Source organism: Spirochaetota bacterium (assembly GCA_038043445.1).
Lineage (GTDB): Bacteria > Spirochaetota > Brachyspiria > Brachyspirales > JACRPF01 > JBBTBY01.
Genome location: JBBTBY010000059.1, coordinates 14,067 through 36,814, shown reverse-complemented (window position 1 = coordinate 36,814; position 22,748 = coordinate 14,067). Strand labels below are relative to the sequence as shown.

The window sequence follows — 22,748 nt, the reverse complement described above, 5'->3', positions numbered from 1 at the left end:
GGATTTCGGTATGCACCAGTGTGATCTTCGTTCCGCCTTTCACCGGCGCAAGGAGCACTTCCAATTCTGAATCGGGGCTGCCGTCCGGGAATTCCGCGGTGCGCCATGACTGTACGATACGCTTGTGCTTTTCAAGCGAGAGCGTCGTTCCCGAAATATAGTCATCCCAAGCGGTGAACGCCCCGCCGACCTTTGGGGCTATCTTCGCTTTGCCGCCGGTGAAGCTGCCGTGCGCCTTGCTGTCAAGCCATGCCTCGAACACTTCTTTCGGAGAGGCGGGAAGAACAGCCGATACTTTCAGTTTTTCCGGCATCTAGAGCGGGAATACCGCGCCCTTATCCGCTGATGACACCATCTTCGCGTAACGCGCCATGTATCCCTCTTTTATCTTCGGCTCGCGCGGCTTGATGCTCGCAAGACGCTTTTTTATCTCTTCATCGGGGACTTCGAGCGTAAGCTTCTTCGCCGGTATATCGATGGAGATGATATCCCCTTCGTTCACCGCTGCTATGGGGCCGCCGAGCGCCGCTTCCGGGGAAACGTGTCCGATGGATGATCCGCGCGTTGCGCCGGAAAATCGTCCGTCGGTGATGAGCGCGACATCCTCGCCGAGACCGATGCCGGCGATGTTCGCCGTGGGAGAGAGCATCTCGCGCATGCCGGGACCGCCGGCAGGACCTTCGTAGCGTATGACGATGACATCGCCTTTCTTTATCTTGCCGCCGAGTATTGCCTCGCATGCCGACTCTTCGCTTTCGAACACGCGCGCGGGGCCTTTGTGCCGGAGCATTTTCTCGACAACGGCAGCCTGCTTCACGACCGAGCCGGCAGGCGCGAGATTGCCGAAAAGCACCGCAAGACCGCCGTCCGCGTGCACCGGTTTATCGATGGAGCGTATCACCGCAGTGTTCTTGTTCTTTACACCGATAAGGTTCTCGCCGAGCGTTTTCCCGGTGACCGTTTTAACGTTCGTCTTAAGGAGATTCTTCTTTGCAAGCTCGCTCATGACGGCATAGACGCCACCCGCATGGTACATATCTTCCATATGGTGCGGTCCCGCGGGCGCAAGCGAACACAGATGCGGCGTGCGCGTGCTTATCTCATTAAAAAGGTCCATCGTGATGGGTACGCGGGCATAATGCGCAATTGCGGGGATATGAAGCGCGGTGTTCGATGACCCGCCTATGGCCATGTCCACCGTGACTGCGTTCTCGATAGCATCGCGCGTCATGATGTCCGACGGGCGTATGTTCTTTTCGACGAGTTCCATTATCTTCATACCGGTGTATTTGCCCAGACGCATGCGTTCCGAGTACACGGCCGGTATGGTACCGTTGCCGGGGAGAGCGACACCGAGCGCTTCGGAGAGGCAGTTCATCGAATTGGCGGTGAAAAGACCCGAGCAGCTTCCCGCGGACGGGCAGGTGCACATCTCCATTTCATGAAGCTCTTCTTCGCTCATCTTGCCGACGGCGACCTTGCCCACCGCTTCGAACATATTATCGAGCCCGAGCTCGGATGTGCTCATCTTGCCGGCGAGCATCGGTCCGCCGGAGACGACGAGTGCGGGAATGTTGAGCCGCGCCATGGCGATGATCATGCCCGGCACGACCTTGTCGCAGTTCGGAATAAAGACCATGCCGTCGAAGGGATGTCCCTTTGCGACTATCTCGCAGGAATCGGCGATGAGTTCGCGGCTGCCCAGGGAGTATTTCATGCCTTCATGGTTCATCGCAAGGCCGTCGCAGACGCCGATGGTGGAGAACTCAAGCGGCGTTCCGCCTGCCATGCGAATGCCCGCTTTCACCGCTTCGACGAGCTTGTCGAGGTGAATATGGCCGGGGATTATCTCATTCGCCGAGTTGGCTATGCCGATGATAGGGCGATCGATCTCTTCCTTAGTGAGTCCGAGTGAATAGAGGAGAGAGCGGTGGGGCGCTTTTTCAACGCCTTTTTTCATTGCATCGGAACGCATAGGGTATCCTTGTAGGAAGATGGATAGGATTATATAAATCATCATGGATAAAGTAAAGCGGCATGAGGAGTTTGTAGAGCACTATCGGCTTTTATTGATCTCTCGCTGGAACTGCCCCGGCGTTATGCCGTTCGCTTTTTTGAACGCCCGTGTAAAAAATGAGAGACTCGAGTAGCCAACATCGTAGCACGTATCGAGCACAGAACGGGTGTGAAGCAAATCCTTTGCTTTTGTCATGCGAAGTATAGTGATATATTCGAAAACAGAAAAACCCATCGCCTCTTTAAAAAGCCGCGTGAAATAGAATTTGCTTACCCCTGCGTGAGCGGCAATGTCCGTAAGCCGGATTGTCGAATGGAAGTTGGCCTTCAGATACGATACCGCACGACCCACAGGGGCGTGCTCCTGATAATGTTCGTAGTGGGAAATTTTTTCTTCAAAGTCCCCGAGTACCTGCTGGAAGATGAGCGTAAGGAAATCGATTATAGCGTTCGTCGTATCTGGTGACAGAATGCGGGTTTTGCGATAGAGGGAAATGAGTTCAGTAGGCGATTGCCCTGTGTTTCGCAGCATACGATGTATTTCGGATGCCCGCAGGCGGTCTGCGGCACGTGTGAAGAATTGCCCGGTCAGCAGGGCGCACACGAATTGTTTCCCGATGAGTATGGGTATGACTATCTCGGTAAGTCCGAAGTCACAGCGATAGACGTACGGGGCGCTCGTTTTGCGGATATGGGCGAACGCACGTGCGGTACATGCAGCGCATGCAGCGAATCCCGAACGCTCCTGCTTCAGCTTCCGGCAGAACGGGTTCTCGGCGGCACGATCGTAGAACGATGCTATCGGCACACCGTCCGCGCCGTCGATATCGATGACAAGACCGGTTATCCGTGAGAACATTATGCACAGGTCCTTGATCCGGGGGCTTCTCAGGAATGCGGCATAGCGCTGCGTATTATCGCCCGTTGGCATGGTCTGTTCGCTGCTCATACGCTTTGAGTATATGGCCTCGGCAAAAAAGAGCAAATTCCCGATCGGGTTTCGCGAGCAACATCGGGCAAATTGGCGGCAATAGGCAGCAAGAAAGCCGACACGTAAGTATTATACTTACAGAAGAATCAAGTGAGGAAGTCATATATGGTTAAACAGCACCCATTAATATTGCATATATTCGAATGCGTAACTCGTCTCCGCATGAGTGGACAGCAGAATACTGTGCAGTATAATGCTGTCAGCAGTAATAGACTTCTTAAAAAAGGCTGCTATTGTCCCATGAACAGCAGCGCGTGCCGGTGCTAACCTACAATGATGAAAAACAAATCGAACAAATTTCCTATTGCCTATACTGTCGGCATCGCCGGATTGCGGCGAGGCATGTCATTTGTAGAGCTTTTCAATGATCATAGCGAAACACGCGTTGCTGCGGTATGCGATACTGACTTTGCCCGTGCCGAAACTGTCGCTGCTGATCTCGACATTGAACGATCGTACCGCGATTTCGAATCGTTCATCCGGAGTGATTTTGATATCGCGGTGATCGCAACACCTTTTCCGCTGCACGTCGAGCATGTAATAAAAGCGCTTGAACAGGGCAAACACGTGCTTTCGGAAGTGCCGCCCGCGTATACTGTCAATGAGGCAAAACAGCTCGTCAGGGCAGTACGGAAACACAGTAATCGCAAGTATATGATGGCGGCAAACTATAACTACATCCATTTCATACGGGAATGGATACAACGTGTTCGCGGCGGGGCGGTCGGAGCAATTACCTATGCAGAAGTCGAGTATATACACCACATACCGTCGCTTCTTAAAACGCCCGACGGTTCAGCTACGTGGCGCACCAATCTTCCGCCGATAATGTATTGCATGCATGACTTAGGTCCGATTATAACGATGTTGGGTGAGCGACTCGTCGATGCGACCGGGTTTTCAACCGGCGCCCGTATTTCACCGGAAAATGGAACCGTTGATATGCAGCTTGGGGTTTTCCATTCGGAGAGCGGTGCAGTAATAAAACTGCTTGTCGGGTTTTCTCACGAGCGAGGGCGCGACCATCATTTCATTTCAGTTTACGGAACCAAGGGCTGTATCGAGAATTCCCGCTGGAATCCCAATACAGAGGGATATGTGCACTTCAAGGACGCCCCCGCGACCCCGTCCTTAACTCCCGCTCAGATAACGATAAACGATCCGCATGCGCCGGAGGAAGCGAATAAAGGCGGGCACGGCACCAGTGAATACTATTTGATACGTGATTTTATAAGTTCTATACAAAACAATACGAAACCACCGATCGATGTGTATACAGCGCTTGACTTCGGGCTGCCGGGAATATGCGCCGAACAATCGATACGTGCTGGCGGAAAAAAGATCAATATCCCAGACCCGCGAACATGGTAAATGAACAAGGATGGTATCAACGATGGAAAATAAAATGATTTTCTTGTGCTTCGGCGAGATACTGGATATGATCCCCACGTATGTTGTACGCATGCGAGCGATAGGATCCACATTCATACATAGCTATTGTCGATCGAGCATACTTGCGTTGACTTGCGCACTTGCTGCATTCGCACATGGGTATGCGACTTCGCTTGCTGTCACTAAGCCCGGAGTCACATTAGTGGAAGCTGAGTCCGGCATTTGCACATCGCCGATGACGGTTGAAACTGATGAATTGGCCTCCGGAGAAAAATATATCGTTACCCCAAGGAGTGCCGGAGAGAACACGGGCGACTGTTTACTTTCATTTACTGTTGCCATACCCGGCGACTATACAATATTCGCTCGGGTAATAGCCGAAGACAGCAGAAGCGATTCCATATTCGTCATCGTCGATAATGGCATGCCTATTACCTGGGATGTTAAAAATTGCAGTTCGTGGCAATATGATGGGATTCGTGATCGTATTGAAAAGGCGGTAAATTACAAGCAGCGGTATACATTTACACTTGCGCAGGGAAAGCACACGCTTACACTAAGGAACCGTGAGGGCGGTCTTAAAATCGATACGATAATTATTGCGAGAAAAGATTCCGGATACGACCCGTCGACAATACTTTCTATTGTCCCAATGCCACTGCCTATCGGACAGCGCTATGATTTCGGCAACACACCGCACTATGTGCCGGAAACAAATCTCCCCGGCCTGAGCGAAGAGAAAGCGTTCAGCAGATTGAACATCCGTGATTTTGGCGCCGTTGGCGACGGCACATCACACCCCCTGAGTGAACTCTACAGAACGCAAAACGAGATCGATATCCGATATGGCAAAGATCGCTATCGTTCTGAGGATGAGCGAGACTTCGTCGGACTCTGCGAGGCTATCCGATATGCACGCGCCAATCGATATATTGGGAAAACGCTTGACGAAAAGGTCTCAGCGACACAGAATTGGAAAAAAGATTATCAGTATGGTACAAGTCCTGTCTATATGCCCAATGGACAATACATCATCAATCGTACGATAAAAATACAGGACTTTCGCGGATTTTCATTGTCCGGCGCAGGTCCTGAAGGAATGACCGTGCTCTATTGTACCGAGCCAGTGCCACTCTTCTGGATACAGTATGCTGTTACGCTCTCATTCCGTGATTTTACGATCAGCGCCGGTCCCGAGCATGAGCGAAATAATAGAACTACCGGTTTCTACATGGTCAGTTCTTATCCAAAGGATAAGAATAGTACAGGACGTCCGTCAATGTATCTGAATCGATTTGAAAATATAACCTTTTCCGGTCTTTACCAGGCTGTCGATATCGCAGGTACCGACATGGGCGATACACAGCAATTTTATTCGTGCATCTTCAGAAAAAACGGGATCGCACTGCATCTGCGTAATGCACAGGCGTTTAACATCGATTTTTTCGGATGCGCATGGTATGGGGCGCACCGTCCAGAGAACACCGGACATGCCACTGCATTCCTTGTCGAGGCTGGCGGATTTATCAATGTGTTCGGTGGTTCGATGACCTGTATTGGCTCTCTATTGAAACTGATGCCGAACAGTATCTATAACGATGGGTGCGGTGGCGGGCCGACAATAAACCGAAGCAACGGTAAATTCAACATCATGAATGTGCGTTTCGAGTGGGATAAAGATGAGCCGCTTCTATTCGACGCCGTCGATGACGGCACATTAAGTGCTCAGATCAATATTGAAAATTGTGTTGTGTGGAAAACAGCAAGTGCCATTGAAGCTGGACTTAAGTCTCCGCTTGGCGTTTTATGCAGCGGAATGAATGTGACCATTCGAAATATGAACATACCGAACAATACAAATGCATTAATTCTCGGGAATATCCAGGGATTTACTGAACAGCGGCGCAGCAAGCTGATCATCGACAATGTTGTCGGTGACCAACTCTTGTATGCTGAGACCGATGGAACGGAGCAGCTGAGGGAGTCGAATCGGTGGCAGATCGATCAAAGCAAGCTGATCACTGCACCGGGAAAGTGGAAACAAAGCGTCGATCTTCGTACACCGTAGGAATAGCGCCCTCGGAGCCTGCAATGAAAACGATACCGTTCTTTGCCGATCTAAAAAAAGCGATGAATACCACTATCCCGCGTTTCAGAAAGTCAGTACCGAAAAGCAACGAGATCTGCCTTTCCGACACATGGGGCATAACGCTTCCCGAAAATGCATCGCCACGGGTCGTTCAGGCGGTGAAGGGATTGAGGGCGTTCATGAAGGCGTCCGGCGTCACCATCCATGAACGGCGCATGGCCGTGAAAAACACCATTTCACTTATATGCAAAGCAAGCAAAAAAGCAGAGTCGTATTCCATAGATGTTACTCGTGAAGTGATACGAATCGAAGGCGATGACAGCGGCATCATGTATGCTCTTTTCCATCTGGAAGATATCATGCGCGTACACGGCGCTCCGATACTGCCTATCGGCACGATATCGAAAAGTCCATCGCTTCAGACGCGCATTCTCCGTTCACCCATGGCGTTTTTTTATGCGGATGAATTCGCACGACAGAAGATCGCATACCCTGACAACTATCTCAACAAAATCGCCCACAGTGGCTTCAACGGTATTTGGCTGCGCGGAAAGCTATCCGACCTGGCCAAGGTCGATGTATTCCCCGAGTTCGGGGTCGGTTCGGATGAAAAGATCGCTGAGCTCAATGACCTCGTTGTACGAGCATCACGGTACGGCATCAGGGTGTATCTCTATTTCAATGAACCGCTTGCAATGCCCGAGAACAGCGCGTTTTTTGATTCGTATCCGCACGTCAAGGGGCAGTTGCATGCTGATGAAAAAGCAGCCGCGCTTTGCACGAGCACACCTGAGGTAAAGTCATTTCTCCGCGATGGCATGCGTTCCATTTTTTCTCGTATCCCACTGCTCGGGGGTGTTATACTTATTACAGCGTCGGAGTATCATACGCACTGTTATTCTCACTTCACCACTCGGGAAAATCAGTTCGAAACGGGGGTGAGCACAATGCAATGCCCACGCTGCCGAGAACGCACACCCGAAGATGTTATCGGCGAGGTCATAACGCTCATACGCGATGGTGTCAAGGCTGCAAACCCCGAGGCACAGGTCATCGCCTGGAACTGGAGCTGGAGCATGTATTATGACGATCCGCAATCAAAGATCATCGCGAAAGTTCCGCATGATGTCATCATCATGGCTGACTTTGAACGTGGATCTCAGCGCGTGACTGACGGGTTTGAACATCTTATTGACGAATACAGCCTGACTTTTGTCGGTCCCGCCGACCGATTTTCCAGGACCGCACAAGAAGTGATGTCAAGCGGCCGAGAGGTGTATGCAAAGCTGCAGATCGGGACAACTCACGAGATCGCATCAGTACCATATTTCCCACTCTATCGGAATTTAGCTGAAAAGCTCATCCGCGCAAAAGAGCGTGGCGTTTCCGGCGCGATGGAATGCTGGAATTTCGGCAACATACTTTCGCCGAACACCGAAGTCGCCAACGCATTTTCCTGGGACCCGATCCCGTCAGATATTGATGAATATCTTTTGACATTCGCACAGCGTGAATTCGGCACGACCGCTGCACCGGGATTCTGTAACGCATGGAGGCATTTCGATTCTGCAGCTAAGCACTATCCGTTCAGCATTCCGCTCCTCTACTGGGGGCCGCAGAATTACGGACCGGCGTATCCGTTGGTATTCGAAAAGAATGACGCCCCAACACCGGTAGCATGGCTTCTCCCCGCCGAGATACAATATGACATGTACCACGTACTCATGGAACGTATAGACTTCGGTGACGACATTACCTGTTATCTCGGTCCATTTACACCTGAAAAACTGGTGTCTTGTCTCAGAAACTTTTGCAGGGAATGGGAAAAAGGGCTTGCGGTGATGAAGAAAACGGCAAAGATGGTCCCTCCCGCATTAAAACCGAACTATATTCGCGAATACACTGTATCGGCGGCGGTTCATTCACAGCTGCTTACGGCAGCACATGTTACCGAGTTCATCAGTCTCAGGAATGCCTATCTTGAAGAAACAAATGTACGGGCATCGCATACGCTGTTGAGTCGCATGTCCGCCATAGCACGCGAAGAAATAGCAAATGCACGGCACTGCCGTACACTAGCCGTAAAAAACCCCATGCTGGGGTTCCATGGCGAAGCATTCGGCTACCAATATACGCCGAAGAAGATAGATGCAAAAATTACTGTGACAAAAGCGACATTGACGAAGATCGATGCACTCTTAAAGATGCCTGTTGCATAAGGGTTCATTCAGCACCGCGGATCTACGCGCTGAGAATAAAATATGCACCCAGCACGCGCGACAATCAAAGCAATATTGAGCAAATGAACAGCAGTACACGGCAAGACGGTGGGATATCTCTGTGTTATTGTATAGATAAACGATAATGGGAGTTGACCATGTCAAAGAAACAGAACGCAACAGATTTTCGATACAATACGGGTGCGACACGGATCCCCTGGGCAACGGTCGGTGAATCGGTACACGCCGATGATATCGTGGACATCCTGAAGTTCCTGGTGCCGGCGGGAGATGCCAAGACGAAGTATCGCGCTCAGTTCTCACGTCTTGCGGCAGAAGTGCATAAGACCTGCGCCCTCGGCGGGTACGCACGAAAACTTACGCTCGGCTCCAAAGTAAAAGAGCTTGAAAAAAAAGTGAGTGCATTCCTCGGTGCAAAACATGCAGTATTCCTCACGAACGCTACGGCCGGCTTTGAGATCGCACACGGTTTTGCCGGTGTGAAAGCGGGGGATGAAGTCATTGTTCCCGCAATAACGTTTGCCGCGACCATGCTCTATCCTCTTTCTCTCGGTGCGAAGGTGGTATTCGCCGATGTCGACCCGATAACACTGAATATGGACCCGGCGGACGTGGAACGGAAGATCACCGCAAAGACAAAGGTCATCATGCCGGTGCATCTCGGCGGCTATCCGGTGGACATGGACCCTATAATGAAGATCGCGAACGCACGTGGCATAACAGTGCTTGAGGACGCTGCTCACGGCTTCGGCGGCATGTACAAGGGGAAGCATCTCGGCACTATAGGACACTTCGGTGCGTACAGTTTCCACGAAGTAAAGAACATCACCTCGCTCGGCGAGGGCGGCATCCTCGTCACGAATGAACCGTGCGGCGAAGATTTCGCAAAGGCCCGCTTTGCAGGATTCGACATCGCGCACCCAATAGATCATTGGCTCTATGATATCGCAGCGCTTAAGTGGCGCGGGGAACATTTCGTTCCCGGCAATCATTCGGCAACGGAGATTCAGGCGGTTGCGTTATCCGGGCAGCTCAAGCGATTGAACACCATAATCGCAAAACGCAGAAAGAACGCGGCGTACCTTAATTCGCGGCTTTCCGGGATACCCGGCATTGAAGTGCCGCCGCTCGATTCAAAGGATATAAAAAGCACGCATCATCTCTATCTTCTGAAAATTGATCCGTCTGCGTTACGCGGCGACATTCAGGATTTCAAGAAAAATCTCAGCGCCCATGGAGTTACACAGATAGCACATTTTGCACCGCTGTATCGTTTTTCAATGCTCAGGCAGCTCGGCTATGATACCGCCGCCATTGCGAGAACATGCCCTCGTGCGGAGGATGCATTCCTTCATCGCTTCACGCATCTGCCGCTGTACGATTTTGCACAGAAGGATATCGCCTGCATGGCGGATGCGGTGATCAAATCGGTAACGGCGATGAAGCGCTAGCGATAGCAGCCGTGTTCGGGACTATGCCATAGACACATACTACGCGGGAACTTATGATGACAAAAGAAAGAACTAAGGGACTATTTGACATGAGTATCGCTGCGTTGTGTAATATGATACACTTAGGGCGGTTCAGCGGGACGTATGTGAAAAGCTTTTCCATTCCGCTTCGGCTGAAATGGAGCACTCAGGCGCCATGCAGATCTTTCGTCGTGGAGGGCCGGTAATGGGACAAAATATCGATATTCGTGCGCTCATGGACTCACACGAGGGCACCTGCGGTGGGAGCTTTTTTTCCGGCAAACCAGTTGGTGGTTTTTCTATAACCGATGCAATGCAACCGGGCACCACATTCCCCAACGGCGCAAAGGCCGCCGTGCTTTTCACCTACGATGTAGAAGGTGATTATGGCAACGGCAGCGGCGATGTCCGCACCGAAATAAAAAATTATTTCACGATGACAAAAGTGCATGAGAATGCCACTGTATCGGCGACGTATAATATTGTCGGTAAAATGGCGGAGGATCACGGCTCGGATTTTGTAAAAGCGATCGCTGCGTCAGGTGCTGAAATAGCAAGTCATGGATATCGGCACGACATGCAGGGAAAAGAACCGTATGTGTATCATGGTCATTTCGATTACGACGCGGTGCGATCGGATATAGAGAAAAGCGTGGAAGTGCTTACGCGCATTTCCGGAATACCGGTCAAAGGTTGCCGGCTGCCGTACGGACATTTCAATAATTTTTGCTATGATGCATTTGAATCAGCAGGGCTGTCATGGGCAAGTAACGCAACGATACAAAGCAACAGGCTCGGATCGAGCCCCGGCTACGCGGAATTATCCGGAAAACGATACAATATCGTGGAAATACCAATGGATGGAACCTCATACGACTGGCCACTCTTGATCGCTGATGAGAATAATCAAGGATTTCTCGATGCGGTACATCGTTTTGCTGCGGAGAATACGATCGTAGGCTTCGACCGTACACCGCACGGTGCTTTTCTGGTCTGGAAACGGCTCATCGATATGGCGATCGAGCACAATATCGTCTTCACGCTGCTATGCCATCCGATAAATCTTGCCGTTCAGAACGCGGCATGGGATATTGACGCGCTCAATGGATTTCTATTGCCTATCATACGGTATGCAGGTGAACTCCAGCAGGATAAGCGTATCTGGACCCCGACGTGCAGCCAATTAGTCGACTTTTATATCAGCCGCAAGAGATAAAACAAAGGAGATACATATGACCATTGGAATTCCTAGAGAGATCAAGACAAAGGAGAATCGTGTATCATGTACACCGGGTGGAGCACGCATGCTCGCAAGCGCGGGACACTCTGTACTCGTTGAATCGAATGCCGGCATCGGCAGCGGGTTTGACGATGACGCATATCGTTCCGCGGGAGCGCGTATCGTACCGTCGTCGGCGGATGCCTGGGGCTGCGATATGGTAATAAAAGTAAAAGAACCGCTTCCCGATGAATATCGATACCTGCGCCGCGGACTAATCCTGTTCACGTACCTGCATCTTGCTGCAGAAAAAAAACTTACGGATGCGCTTATATCTTCGGGGACTACCGGCATAGCGTATGAAACGGTCATGGTCGGTCGGCGTCTGCCGCTCCTTGAACCGATGAGTGAGATTGCCGGACGCATGTCGTCCATTGTGGGGGCGAATCTCCTGAGCAAAGCGATAGGCGGCAAGGGCGTGCTTCTCGGCGGCGTACCCGGCGTGCTCCCCGGTTCGGTGCTCGTCATCGGCGGCGGTACTGCGGGCATAAATGCGGGACGCATGGCCATGGGCATGGGCGCTGATGTAACGATACTTGAGGTCGACCTGGAGAAGATGCGATTTCTCGATGTGGCGCTTCACAGCTCGGCGCATACGCTGTTCTCAAATGAGCAGAATCTTCTGGACAAGCTGCCGTCTGTGGATCTTCTTATCGGCGCGGTGCTCATCCCGGGCATGAAGGCACCGAAAATAATCCGGCGCGACATGCTCCGCATGATGAAGCCCGGTTCAGTGTTCGTCGATATCGCAATCGATCAGGGCGGATGCGCAGAAACATCGCATGCGACGACACACGTCGCCCCGACCTACGTGGAAGAGGGCATTACGCATTATTGTGTAGCCAATATGCCCGGCGCATATGCACGTACGGCAACGCAGGCACTGACGAACGCAACGCTTCCCTATGCGCAGAAGATAGCCGATCTCGGCGTCGAGCGGGCGCTTGCAACGATAACAGAGTTGCGGTCGGGTGTAAACACGATAAACGGAACGCTCACGCATGCCGGTGTTGCCGAAGCGCACGGCATGCAGGCGACCGAACTTTCCGCATGAAAACGATACGGATCGGAGTGAAAAGAGTGCGGGGAGTATGCCCGTGAAAACATCGCTGCTATGGGGTGATCTCATTCATCTGAGCTATAATATGTGGTGCGATCGTGAAGTGCCGGAGCGGCCCGAGTATACCAGCAATGCGGCCGGACATTGCAAAAACAAAATAAAATATGGAGATCGCCATAAACCATACAATGGTATCGCTATAAACTACAGCGAAATAAAGGCGGGCATGAAAAAAGGAAAAGCTTTGCAGTACTCGAATGAACCGCCACATCGGTGTTCAGATATGTCAAATAGCGGAGGTCGCATATGCGCAGAGAAAGTTCGGTAGCACACGGTTGGTGGGACTATACCACGATTGATGATGCAATTCTACACGACGCAGCACGATTGACGGTACGCGATATCGAACAACTTGCGCGTCCGGGTTTTACGGTGAAGTTTTATGAGACCCGCGAGGCATTTTTTATGGCCGAAGCGCTTGAATATATCAGCGCATGGAGAACGGCGAGTGCAGCGGAACCCGCCGGCATCTGCGGACCGGTCGGACCTACCGAGCAGCTCCCGCTTGTCGCCGAGCTTGTCAATGCGCTTGATATCAATTTAAAACATTGTCACTTTTGGGGCATGGATGAATGGGTAGTTGACGGCAGAGAAGTGAGTGTTGAGCACCCCCTCGGATTTGCAAAATGCGATATGGACCTCTGCTTCAATCGTATAAAACCGAAACTGCGAATGCCGAAAGAGAATATGCATTTCCCGAGTGTTGACGGTCTTTCGGAATACAGCCGCGCATACGATGAAATCCGCTGCCTCATCATGCAGGGCGGCCAGGGCGAGGTAAAACATTGGGCGTTCAATGATCCGCCAAAACGTGAAGGAAAATATTTCGATGCGCCACCGACTCCCGCTGAATATCGGGCGCTCGGTACACGCATCGTCGATCTGCATCCGATGACAATAATGCAGAATGCACGGACCTCCGGAGGCGGTATTGTCACCGATATACCCACGCGGGCGCTTACGGTCGGTCCAGCTGAAACGTGGAAGACGGATACCGTATCGATTTGGAACCCGGGGTGGCATGATAATCCTTTCGGCATGCGCCTGACCGCTCTCATGATAGCTAAAAAGATCCCTGATACAGCAGTACCGATGTCGCTTCTTGCCGATCATCAGGATGTGCGTTTCAATTATCTGCGCAGCGGCATCGGCATCTGCGCGGTGGAGATGCACTAATGACCGTACTTGCCGTCGGCTGTCATCCCGACGATATAGAATTCATGATGGTGGGAACGCTTTTTCTTCTTCGCGAGAAGGGCGCTGATATCCATTACATAAATGTTGCGAACGGATCATGCGGTACGGACGAGCACTCTGTGCGCAATATCGTCCGTCTGCGGCGAGCTGAGGCGAAAGCTGCTGCTGCTTTTCTCGGCGCCTTCTATCACGAAAGCCTTGTTGATGATTTAATGGTCTATTATGAAGATAAAATTGTTCGGCGAATGGCAGCTATTGTTCGCGAGGTTGCCCCGGATATCATGCTCGTGCCATCGCTTGAAGATTACATGGAAGATCATATGAATACTGCCCGAATTGCGGTTACGGCGGCGTTCTGCCGCGGCATGAAGAATTATGGAACAAAACCAAAGCGTGCAAAAATATCAAAAGATATCGCTGTGTATCATGCTGAGCCATATGGATTACATGACGGCATGCGCAAGCGCATCGTCCCCGAGATCTATATCGATATTACACCGGCGATCGAAAAGAAGCGAAAAATGCTTGCGATGCACCACACCCAGAAAAAATGGCTTGATACCAGTCAGGGCATGAACGCATACCTTGAGGCGATGACATCAATGTCCGCCGCTGTAGGCAGCATGTCGATGCGTTATGAATACGCAGAGGGGTTCCGACAGCATTGTACACGTGGGCTTTCAGCGATCAATTATGACCCGCTCATGCAAGTGCTTGGCACGAAAGCCATATATGCAGAGAATGGCCGCAAGGATGGCGCACGTGGTGAAAATAAAAAGCAGTGATGACGACCCGCGAATAAAAAAAGCACTTGGTTATATCGGAGAAAACTACACTCAAGATATCCGTGTTTCCGATATTGCCGCTTACTCCGGTGTCAGCGCGCGGCGGTTGTCCGAGTTGTTTAAGGAAAGATACAATTGTACATTAAAGGGGTATCTGGTAAGGGCGCGGGTGTCAGCAGCCATGCCATTGCTGCATTCAGAGAATATGCCCGTCAACGAGGTAGCAAGAATGGTGGGGTATGATGATGTATTTTATTTTTCGCGGATATTCAGGAAAATTACAGGAGTAGCGCCTGTCTATTCGCTTATGGCAGACGATACACGGGGTCTGCAATTGAGCATCATCGGACAAAAATATAGCATAACAGGACAAGACGTCATCTCCCGATCGTGCTAGTATAAAAATGGTTATAAAATAAGGAGCAACTGACGATGAATAAAGTATCCTGGGGCGTTATCGGAGCAGGAGGCATCGCCGATCGACGTACGATACCGGGTATGCTTCTGTCGAACAATGCCCGACTTGCAGCGATCATGGATGTTGATGAAAAGCGGCTTGCGGCGCTCGCGCAAAAGTACCCGGAAGCAAAGCCCTATCCTACATGCAACGACCTACTGGATGATCCGGACGTTGATGCAGTGTATATAGCCACACCGGTTTTTGAGCATTGCAAGCAAATACACGCAGCGGCGGATCGCGGAAAACACATTCTCATCGAGAAACCTATCGGGCTCAATGCGAACGAGGCGTACGCTGCAGTAGCATACTGCGAAAAAAAGGGCGTAAAGTTTGCCGTGGGACTGATGATGCGGTACAGCGCTCTGCATGTCGAAATGAAAAAGATCATCACATCGAACGGGATAGGTGCTATTGTCTCCGCGCATGCGCAGTTCTCATGCTGGTATCCGGATATACCTAACGCGTGGCGGCAGGATCCTGCATTGAGTGGGGGCGGTGCGCTTATCGATCTAGGTATTCACTCCATAGATATTATAGAACAGATCAGTGGACAGAAAGCAAGATCGGTAATGGCGCTAACCGGTACGAAATCATTCCGGTACAAATCTGATGATTCCGCTTCGGTGCTTCTTGAACTCGAGAACGGAGCGTATGCGATATCGGAAAGTAATTTTAACATACCGGACATTGTCGGGACAACGCCGCTTTCATTTTTCGGCACTGCTGGAAGCATCACAGCTGAGCGCACACTTGCACAGGATGACGGCGGCGAAGCATTCCTGCGACAGGCGGATCCGAATGCTTCGTATGATGCACTGCAGCGCACGGTGTTTGAACGAGGATATCCCGTAACCGCCGTGTTCGGGAATCTCTACGCAAAGGAGATCGAATCGTTCAGCGATTCCATTCTGCATAATAACCCGACAGAAGTAAGTGGAGCGGATGGTGTACATTTGCAGAAGATCATCGATGCTGCATATAAATCATCAAAGAATGGAATGAAAATAATGATCCGATAACGTATTGTTTCGAATGCATTTTTCGGCATAACGTCTCGTCCCTCCGTGATTGACATGACTTGTTATTCGGGATGGTATAGACTATATGCCGGTGCGGGCGGTGTAAACGCGGCGAAGCGGCTGTTCACGGTCGAGCATGAACAATGATAGCGGGATAACGAAGCATCGATGTTATTTCCCGGATCATTTTCTTTCTGAATTGACAGGAATTCGGCGGGTAGTATACTTGGCGGCGGCTGTTCATCCGCGATGAGGGAGATCCGAGATCATGGCTGTATCGATGAAACGCATACTCATCATCGGCTGCGGCGGCGCGGGTAAATCGACGTTCGCGAAAAAACTGAGCGGCATACTCCATCATGAATTGATACATCTGGATATGCTTTACTGGAAGGGCAACTGGATCCCCACGCCCAGTGATACGTGGACGCGTATCGTTCGATCGGTGATAAAGAAGCGCGAGTGGATCATGGACGGCAATTACAGCGGTACGCTTCCGATGCGATTGAAGCGCGCCGATACGGTCATCTATTTCGATTTCCCGACCGTACAATGTCTCTGGAATGCGGCGCTGCGAGTGATAAAAGGCAGATTCCTCGGCGCGCGCAGGAGCGATGTCCCTGAAACCTGCCGGGAGCGCTTTGATCTTGACTTCTTCAGTTGGATCTTCAATTACAACAGGAAGCACAGGGCGCGTTTCATGGCGCTTCTGTCGGGACATAAAAATCGAAAAAACATATTTATTATCAGGGGTTATGCCGAAGCCAATGCGCTGCTGGATCGCATCGGGGCGATGAACGGGCGTTGACGCCGAGTGGGGAACTGTCGCAAAAGCTATTCGCCCATAACGAAGAATCCGGGGTATCAATAATTTATCTGAACCGATGAGAACAGCGGGTTGCAACCCGCTGTTCCCTATTTTCGCGACAGTCTGGCGGGAGGCGATGTTTTTTTTAGCGTTCTGATATATACTCTCGGGCAATATTTATCGAGGACAATAGCATGGATTACCGCCCGGAAATAATCGAGAAAAAATGGCAGAAGCGCTGGAAAGAGAGCGATCTTTTCCGTACATCGAACGAAAGCAAAAAGCCGAAATTCTATTCGCTGGTATTCTTTCCGTACCCGTCCGGTGCGGGCATAAGCATCGGCCATTGCAAGAATTATATCCCGGTCGATGTCGCCGCGCGATTCAAGCGCATGAACGGCTTCAATGTCCTTCAGCCGATGGGATGGGATGCTTTCGGGCAGCCGGCCGAGAACGAAGCGATAAAGCAGGGGCGCAATCCAAAGGAAATGGTGCCCGAGTACGCAGCCAATTATAAACGGCAGCTGGATCTTGTGGGCATATCCTACGATTGGAGCCGCGAGATCAATTCTAGTCTTCCCGATTATTATCGCTGGACGCAATGGATGTTCCTCCTTCTTTACAAACGAGGGCTGGCGTACCGTGCGAACGCGCCGATCAACTGGTGTCCGTCATGCAAAACGGGGCTTGCCAATGAAGAGGTTGTCGCCAACAAATGCTGGCGCTGCGGCACGGCGGTGGAAAAGAAACCGCTCCCGCAATGGTATTTCAAGATAACGTCGTATGCCGACAGGCTTATCTCCGGGCTCGACACGATACAATGGCCCGACGGCATCAAGATGATGCAGCGCGACTGGATAGGCAGAAGCGAAGGCGCCGAAGTTGATTTTACGTGCGTACGCCAGGATGGCGTGAGTCCGAGCGAGCCAAGGAGGGCGATTCGCGAGGATCGCAGTTCGAAAGAGAATATCCGTATTTTCACCACACGCCCCGATACGCTCTGGGGCGCAACATTCCTCGTGCTTGCCCCGGAACATCCGCTCGTTGCCAAACTGACAGCCGCCGATAAAAAGAAAGAAGTCGATGCGTATATCGCAAAGGCGTCGTCGGAAACGGACATCGATCGCGTTGCGGCGGGGCGCGCGAAAACCGGTGTGTTCATCGGTTCGTATGCGGTCAACCCCGTAAACAACGAGAAGATACCGATCTACATCGCGGACTATGTGCTCATGGGATACGGCACCGGCGCCATCATGGCCGTGCCCGCGCACGATCAGCGCGACTTCGAATTCGCGAAGAAGTTCTCCATACCCATAGTGCTCGTGTACAGGAACGATGCGGCTCAGACGGCAGAGTCGATGACCGAAGCGATAGCGGACCTCGGCACCATGTGCATTGGACCGCTCGCAGGGTCGCCCAATAATAAAGAAACTATCGGGAAAGTGATACGCTGGCTCGAAGAAAAAAAGTTCGGGGAGGGCGTCATCAATTATCGCCTGCGCGACTGGCTCATATCGCGTCAGCGCTACTGGGGTGCACCGATACCGATAATCCACTGCGAGAAATGCGGCGTCGTCCCCGTACCGGAAGATCAATTGCCGGTACTGCTCCCCGATGTCGAGAAATATCAGCCGACAGGCACCGGTGAATCGCCGCTTGCCGGAATAAAAGAATTTGTGAATGTGAAATGTCCCGCATGCGGCGGGGCAGCGAAGCGCGAGACGGACACCATGGGCGGTTTCGCCTGCTCGTCATGGTATTTCCTCCGATTCGCCGATCCGAAGAACAGCAAAGAAGCGTTCAGCCGGGACGCGGCGAACTATTGGCTCCCGGTCGATCTTTATTCCGGCGGCGCCGAACATGCCGTCATGCATCTACTCTATGCGCGGTTCTGGACGAAGGTCATGCATGATGAGGGGCTCGTAGCCTTCGACGAACCGTTCACGCGGCTGCGCAATCAGGGCATGCTCCTCGCATGGACGGCGGGGCGAAAGGTCGCCGCTGTCGAAGCGAGCGAGACCGGTGATGAAGCTGACACCGGTGAACCGCTTGAGAACTGGAAAGTGCTTAAGCCGGAAGAGAAAGCATCGATACCGGAAGATCAGTGGGAATACCGCTGGGTGAAGATGAGCAAAAGCCTTAAGAACGTGGTGACGCCGGATGAAATGGCAGAACTCTTCGGGGCGGATGCGCTTCGCGTGTTCATGCTCTTCGCGGCTCCATTCGAAGAGACAGTACTATGGAAGGATTCGACCGGCGTAGAAGCGGCGAACCGTTACATCGCGCGCGTGTGGCGTATGTGGCATGATCTCAAAGCGCATTATCAGACCGATTGGAGGACGAAGCTTCCCGCTGTGCTCAAGGACTTGAGCGATGACGAACGAAAGCTTGAGCGCAAGCTCCATCAGACGATACGCAAGGTCACCGACGACGTCGAGAACTTCCGATTCAACACGGCCATCGCGGCGATAATGGAATACACCAACGAGCTTTCCGCGTTCCGCAATTCGCTCGAGGGAAAAGCGCCGACCGACACACAGAAGCTCCTGGCGTCCGAAGCGCTTGAGATGATACCGCTCCTCTTTGCGCCTATGGCACCGCATACCGCCGATGAACTTTGGGAAACGCTCGGTAAGCAAGGATATACCATCGATGAGGTATGGCCGTCGTTCAATGCGGAGCTCGCGGCCGACAATGAGATGACCATCGTGTTCCAGGTGAACGGCAAGCTCCGCGGGAGCGCACAGATGCCCGTCGATACGAACGAAGCTCAGGCGAAAGAAGCGGCGCTCGCGGACGCGAAGATCAAGGAGTACATCGCCGGGAAGACGATCGTGAAAGTGATATTCGTACCGAAAAAGCTCGTGAACATCGTGGTAACATAGGGCGCCCGATGCCATGCGCGTTTCCATCGACGGAAAGAAGTACCGGTCAATAGAGTGCTATTCCCGGTAAAAACCGTCTTTGCTGCCGCGTGAGCGAACGATTATATTTATATTGTTGTGCTATTGGATACGAGGTGATCGTATGTGCCATCGATTATCCCTGATAATGGTCATCGCCGGATCGATCACCGCCGCTCCGCCGTCGGACCGCTATACGCTGCGTTTCGCCGACGAATTCGACAGACCGCTCAACGGCAAAGAATGGACGTACCGCACGGGGGCGCGTTTCAACGGGCTCAATCTGCCGGAGAATGTGCGTACGGAGAACGGCCGATTGTGCATCGATTTCAAGAAAGAGATCATCGGAGGAAGCAATCAGTATACCTGCGGCGGCATTATATCGAAACGTATTTTCGGGTACGGTTATTTCGAAACGAAGGCGAAGCTCCACGGCAGGGCAGGGCTGCATTCGTCTTTCTGGACGATGGGCGTAAGCGGTGACGGGGTGCATACGCCAAAAGCGAATATGCTTACCGAGATAGACGGCTATGAGATCGATTCGCTGCATCCGACAAATATCGCGTTCAATCGGCATACCTATGTCGGAGCGCATAAGTCGCACGGACACGCCGTCTATTCCGATGTCGATACATCCGCTGATGATTTTATCGCGGGATTCGAATGGCTGCCCGGCAGCATCGTTTTCTATATCAACGGGAAGCCGGTGCATACGAATGTCATCTCCCGCCGCGAATGGTACGGCCCGCAGAACCAGTGGCTCACCGCGCTTGCCTGGGACCTCGGAAAGCCGATCGATGACAGTGCACTCCCCGGCGTTTCGTCATGGGATTATTTCCGCTACTACGCTCGCGATCTTGTCGGTGTGAATATCGCAGCGAACTATGACTTCGAATACAATGACGGCCCGGCATTCGAGAAGGTCTACAAACGGAATATGCAGATACCCGTCGCGTGGATAGAGGACGGCGATGCCGACGCATCCTTCGTGACGGATCAGCCGAAAGCATTTTCGAAATTCCATGCGCTGAAACACACCGCAGATAAAACGTATGCGGTAACGACGCGCCAGCACGTGCCGTTCCTCATGCCGGCGACGTATCGGCTCTCGGCGCAAGTGATGAGCTCTGGCGGGCAGAAGACCGCGCGCATGCGCGTGTACGGACATGGCGGTGAAGAGCTGAACGTTCCCATACCAAAAAGCGATGTCTGGGTGAAGATATCGATCGACACCATCCCTGTCACCGGTACGAATGGTGCGCAGATAGCGTTCACCTCGGACGCTGATGCCGGCCAGTGGCTTGCGGTCGATGCTGTCGAATTCGTGCAGACCACAGGAAGACCGATGGATGATGCGCCCATCGCGCTTGAGACAAAGGATGCTTCTCGTATCGTTATGTATCCCGGTGATCCCGAGTGTATTCTTGAGGGGCAATGGAAGGAAAGCTCGGTGCTCGGATATGCGAACAGCCCATCGCAGTATATCGAGGCGAACAGCAAAGGATCGGTGACTTGGCGGCCGGACATCATCATCCCCGGAACGTATCGCGTGTCATTGTACCGGCTGGGGAGAAAGGGGAATGCGGCAGCGAAAGTCATCGTTGCCTATGACAAGGGCGAGCGAGAGACGACGCTCGACCTGAGCGAAGGCGGCAGTGACTGGGTCGCTATCGGCACCTTTTCATTCGCCAAAGGCACGCAGGGCTTCCTGCGAATGACCGGCGAAGGCAGCGGATGGCTGCGCGCTGATGCTGCACGCTTCGAACTCGTCAAAGAATAGTGCGTCCTGCTCAGGCCATCGAGCGCTGAAATGCCGCCACGCATCGGTCCATATCCTCTTTCGTATGCAGCGCGCTTATCTGTACGCGTATCCGCGCCTTGCCCTTCGGCACCACCGGATAGCAGAAGCCGATGACATAGATGCCGTCCGCAAGCATACGTTCGGCGGTTAGAAGCGCACGCGTCTCATCGGCGAACATTATCGGGACTATGGGATGATCGCCGGGGAGTATCGATATGCCCGCGCGAGTGAGTGCGCTGCGGAAATACCGAGCATTTTCCTGCACTGTCCGTACTGCGGAATCATCCTTCTCCAGATGCTTTAGGACTTCATTTTCGGCGTAGGCGATGAGCGGTGCAAGCGAGTTGGAAAAAAGATACGGCCGCGAGCGGTTGCGCAGAAGATCGGCTATCGTCTTCGTCGTCGCTGTATACCCGCCGCTGGCGCCGCCGAGCGCTTTACCGAAGGTACCGGTAATGACATCGGCACTGCCGAACACGCCGCAATGCTCCGGTGTTCCGCGTCCGCGCATACCGATAACGCCCGCAGCATGCGAATCATCGATCATGAGGAGTGCGCCGTGCCGGTCGGCGACTTTTCGTATACCGGCAAGATCGGCGATGTGCCCGTCCATGCTGAACACGCCGTCGGTAGCGATGAGCTTTATCCGCTTATCCTTCACTGATGACAGTACTGCATCAAGGTCGCTCAGGTCGCTGTGTTTGAATATTTTCCGCTCCGCTTTACAGAGCCGTACCCCGTCGATGATGCTCGCATGATTGAGCTCGTCGCTTATCACCGCGTCTTCCGCAGTGAGAAGCGTCTCGAAGAGGCCTCCGTTCGCATCGAATGCGGATGAGTAGAGGACTGCATCCTCGCAGCCTGAGAACGCGGCGATACGTCCTTCAAGTTCGCGGTGAATGTCCTGCGTACCGCAGATGAAACGCACGGAATTCATCCCGTAGCCATAGCGCGACAAACCCTCCGCGGCAAAACCGGCGATCATGTCGCTCCCGCCGAGGCCGAGATAATTGTTCGCGCAGAAATTGAGCATCTCGCGGCCGTCGGCAAGTCGTATCGTCCGTCCCTGGCGGCTTACGATAATGCGCTCGTTCTTGAAAAGACCGTTCTTCCGGATGTCGTTCACGGTTGCGGAGAAAATGTCGTGTGCGTTCATACTATTTCCTGTCTCTTCCT

General features: G+C 52.4%; 17 protein-coding genes. 13 read left to right on the top strand and 4 right to left on the bottom strand.

Features of this window, described 5'->3' with window-relative positions:
• The 3 genes from AABZ39_08860 to AABZ39_08850 all read right to left on the bottom strand — a co-directional run.
• Positions 1–313: SRPBCC domain-containing protein (locus AABZ39_08860; protein MEK6794873.1), on the bottom strand; the 313-nt coding region annotated here is incomplete at its 3' end.
• Positions 314–1,975 (bottom strand): dihydroxy-acid dehydratase, encoded by a 1,662-nt coding sequence (gene ilvD, locus AABZ39_08855; protein MEK6794872.1) that lies wholly within the window; start codon positions 1,973–1,975, stop codon positions 314–316.
• Between the two features lie 81 nt (positions 1,976–2,056).
• Entirely contained in the window at positions 2,057–2,965 is a 909-nt protein-coding gene (locus AABZ39_08850; protein MEK6794871.1) for a PocR ligand-binding domain-containing protein, read from the bottom strand.
• Positions 2,966–3,280: 315 nt separating this feature from the next.
• Between AABZ39_08850 and AABZ39_08845 the strand changes: the two genes are divergently transcribed.
• The 13 genes from AABZ39_08845 (at position 3,281) to AABZ39_08785 (ending at position 21,551) form a co-directional block, all read left to right on the top strand.
• Positions 3,281–4,378, top strand: coding sequence for a Gfo/Idh/MocA family oxidoreductase (locus AABZ39_08845; GenBank protein MEK6794870.1), 1,098 nt, complete (start codon positions 3,281–3,283; stop codon positions 4,376–4,378).
• Positions 4,379–4,601: 223 nt separating this feature from the next.
• Positions 4,602–6,467 (top strand): hypothetical protein, encoded by a 1,866-nt coding sequence (locus tag AABZ39_08840; protein MEK6794869.1) that lies wholly within the window; start codon positions 4,602–4,604, stop codon positions 6,465–6,467.
• A 23-nt stretch (positions 6,468–6,490) separates the two neighbouring features.
• Positions 6,491–8,707 (top strand): glycoside hydrolase family 20 zincin-like fold domain-containing protein, encoded by a 2,217-nt coding sequence (locus AABZ39_08835; GenBank protein ID MEK6794868.1) that lies wholly within the window; start codon positions 6,491–6,493, stop codon positions 8,705–8,707.
• A gap of 158 nt (positions 8,708–8,865) precedes the next feature.
• On the top strand, positions 8,866–10,179 hold the full coding sequence (locus tag AABZ39_08830; GenBank protein MEK6794867.1) for a DegT/DnrJ/EryC1/StrS family aminotransferase: 1,314 nt from the start codon (positions 8,866–8,868) through the stop codon (positions 10,177–10,179).
• A 226-nt stretch (positions 10,180–10,405) separates the two neighbouring features.
• Positions 10,406–11,416 (top strand): polysaccharide deacetylase family protein, encoded by a 1,011-nt coding sequence (locus AABZ39_08825; GenBank protein MEK6794866.1) that lies wholly within the window; start codon positions 10,406–10,408, stop codon positions 11,414–11,416.
• A 16-nt stretch (positions 11,417–11,432) separates the two neighbouring features.
• Complete coding sequence (ald, locus tag AABZ39_08820) at positions 11,433–12,533, top strand: alanine dehydrogenase (protein MEK6794865.1); 1,101 nt, start codon at positions 11,433–11,435, stop codon at positions 12,531–12,533.
• Positions 12,534–12,845: 312 nt separating this feature from the next.
• The gene (locus AABZ39_08815; protein ID MEK6794864.1) at positions 12,846–13,775 is read left to right on the top strand and encodes a glucosamine-6-phosphate isomerase; all 930 of its coding nucleotides are present in this window, start codon (positions 12,846–12,848) and stop codon (positions 13,773–13,775) included.
• Complete coding sequence (locus AABZ39_08810; protein ID MEK6794863.1) at positions 13,775–14,581, top strand: PIG-L deacetylase family protein; 807 nt, start codon at positions 13,775–13,777, stop codon at positions 14,579–14,581. Before AABZ39_08815 ends, AABZ39_08810 begins: the two co-directional genes overlap by 1 nt.
• Positions 14,559–14,978, top strand: a complete 420-nt coding sequence (locus AABZ39_08805; protein MEK6794862.1) for an AraC family transcriptional regulator — start codon at positions 14,559–14,561, stop codon at positions 14,976–14,978. The genes AABZ39_08810 and AABZ39_08805 overlap by 23 nt, the downstream gene beginning before the upstream one ends.
• Before the next feature lie 35 nt (positions 14,979–15,013).
• Positions 15,014–16,060, top strand: coding sequence for a Gfo/Idh/MocA family oxidoreductase (locus AABZ39_08800; protein MEK6794861.1), 1,047 nt, complete (start codon positions 15,014–15,016; stop codon positions 16,058–16,060).
• Positions 16,061–16,328: 268 nt separating this feature from the next.
• Positions 16,329–16,868, top strand: coding sequence for a hypothetical protein (locus tag AABZ39_08795; GenBank protein MEK6794860.1), 540 nt, complete (start codon positions 16,329–16,331; stop codon positions 16,866–16,868).
• A gap of 194 nt (positions 16,869–17,062) precedes the next feature.
• Complete coding sequence (gene leuS, locus AABZ39_08790; GenBank protein ID MEK6794859.1) at positions 17,063–19,753, top strand: leucine--tRNA ligase; 2,691 nt, start codon at positions 17,063–17,065, stop codon at positions 19,751–19,753.
• A 142-nt stretch (positions 19,754–19,895) separates the two neighbouring features.
• Positions 19,896–21,551 (top strand): glycoside hydrolase family 16 protein, encoded by a 1,656-nt coding sequence (locus AABZ39_08785; GenBank protein MEK6794858.1) that lies wholly within the window; start codon positions 19,896–19,898, stop codon positions 21,549–21,551.
• 10 nt (positions 21,552–21,561) lie between these two features.
• Here the strand turns inward: AABZ39_08785 and AABZ39_08780 are convergent, their stop codons facing one another.
• Complete coding sequence (locus AABZ39_08780; GenBank protein ID MEK6794857.1) at positions 21,562–22,728, bottom strand: glycine C-acetyltransferase; 1,167 nt, start codon at positions 22,726–22,728, stop codon at positions 21,562–21,564.
• Positions 22,729–22,748: the final 20 nt, after the last annotated feature.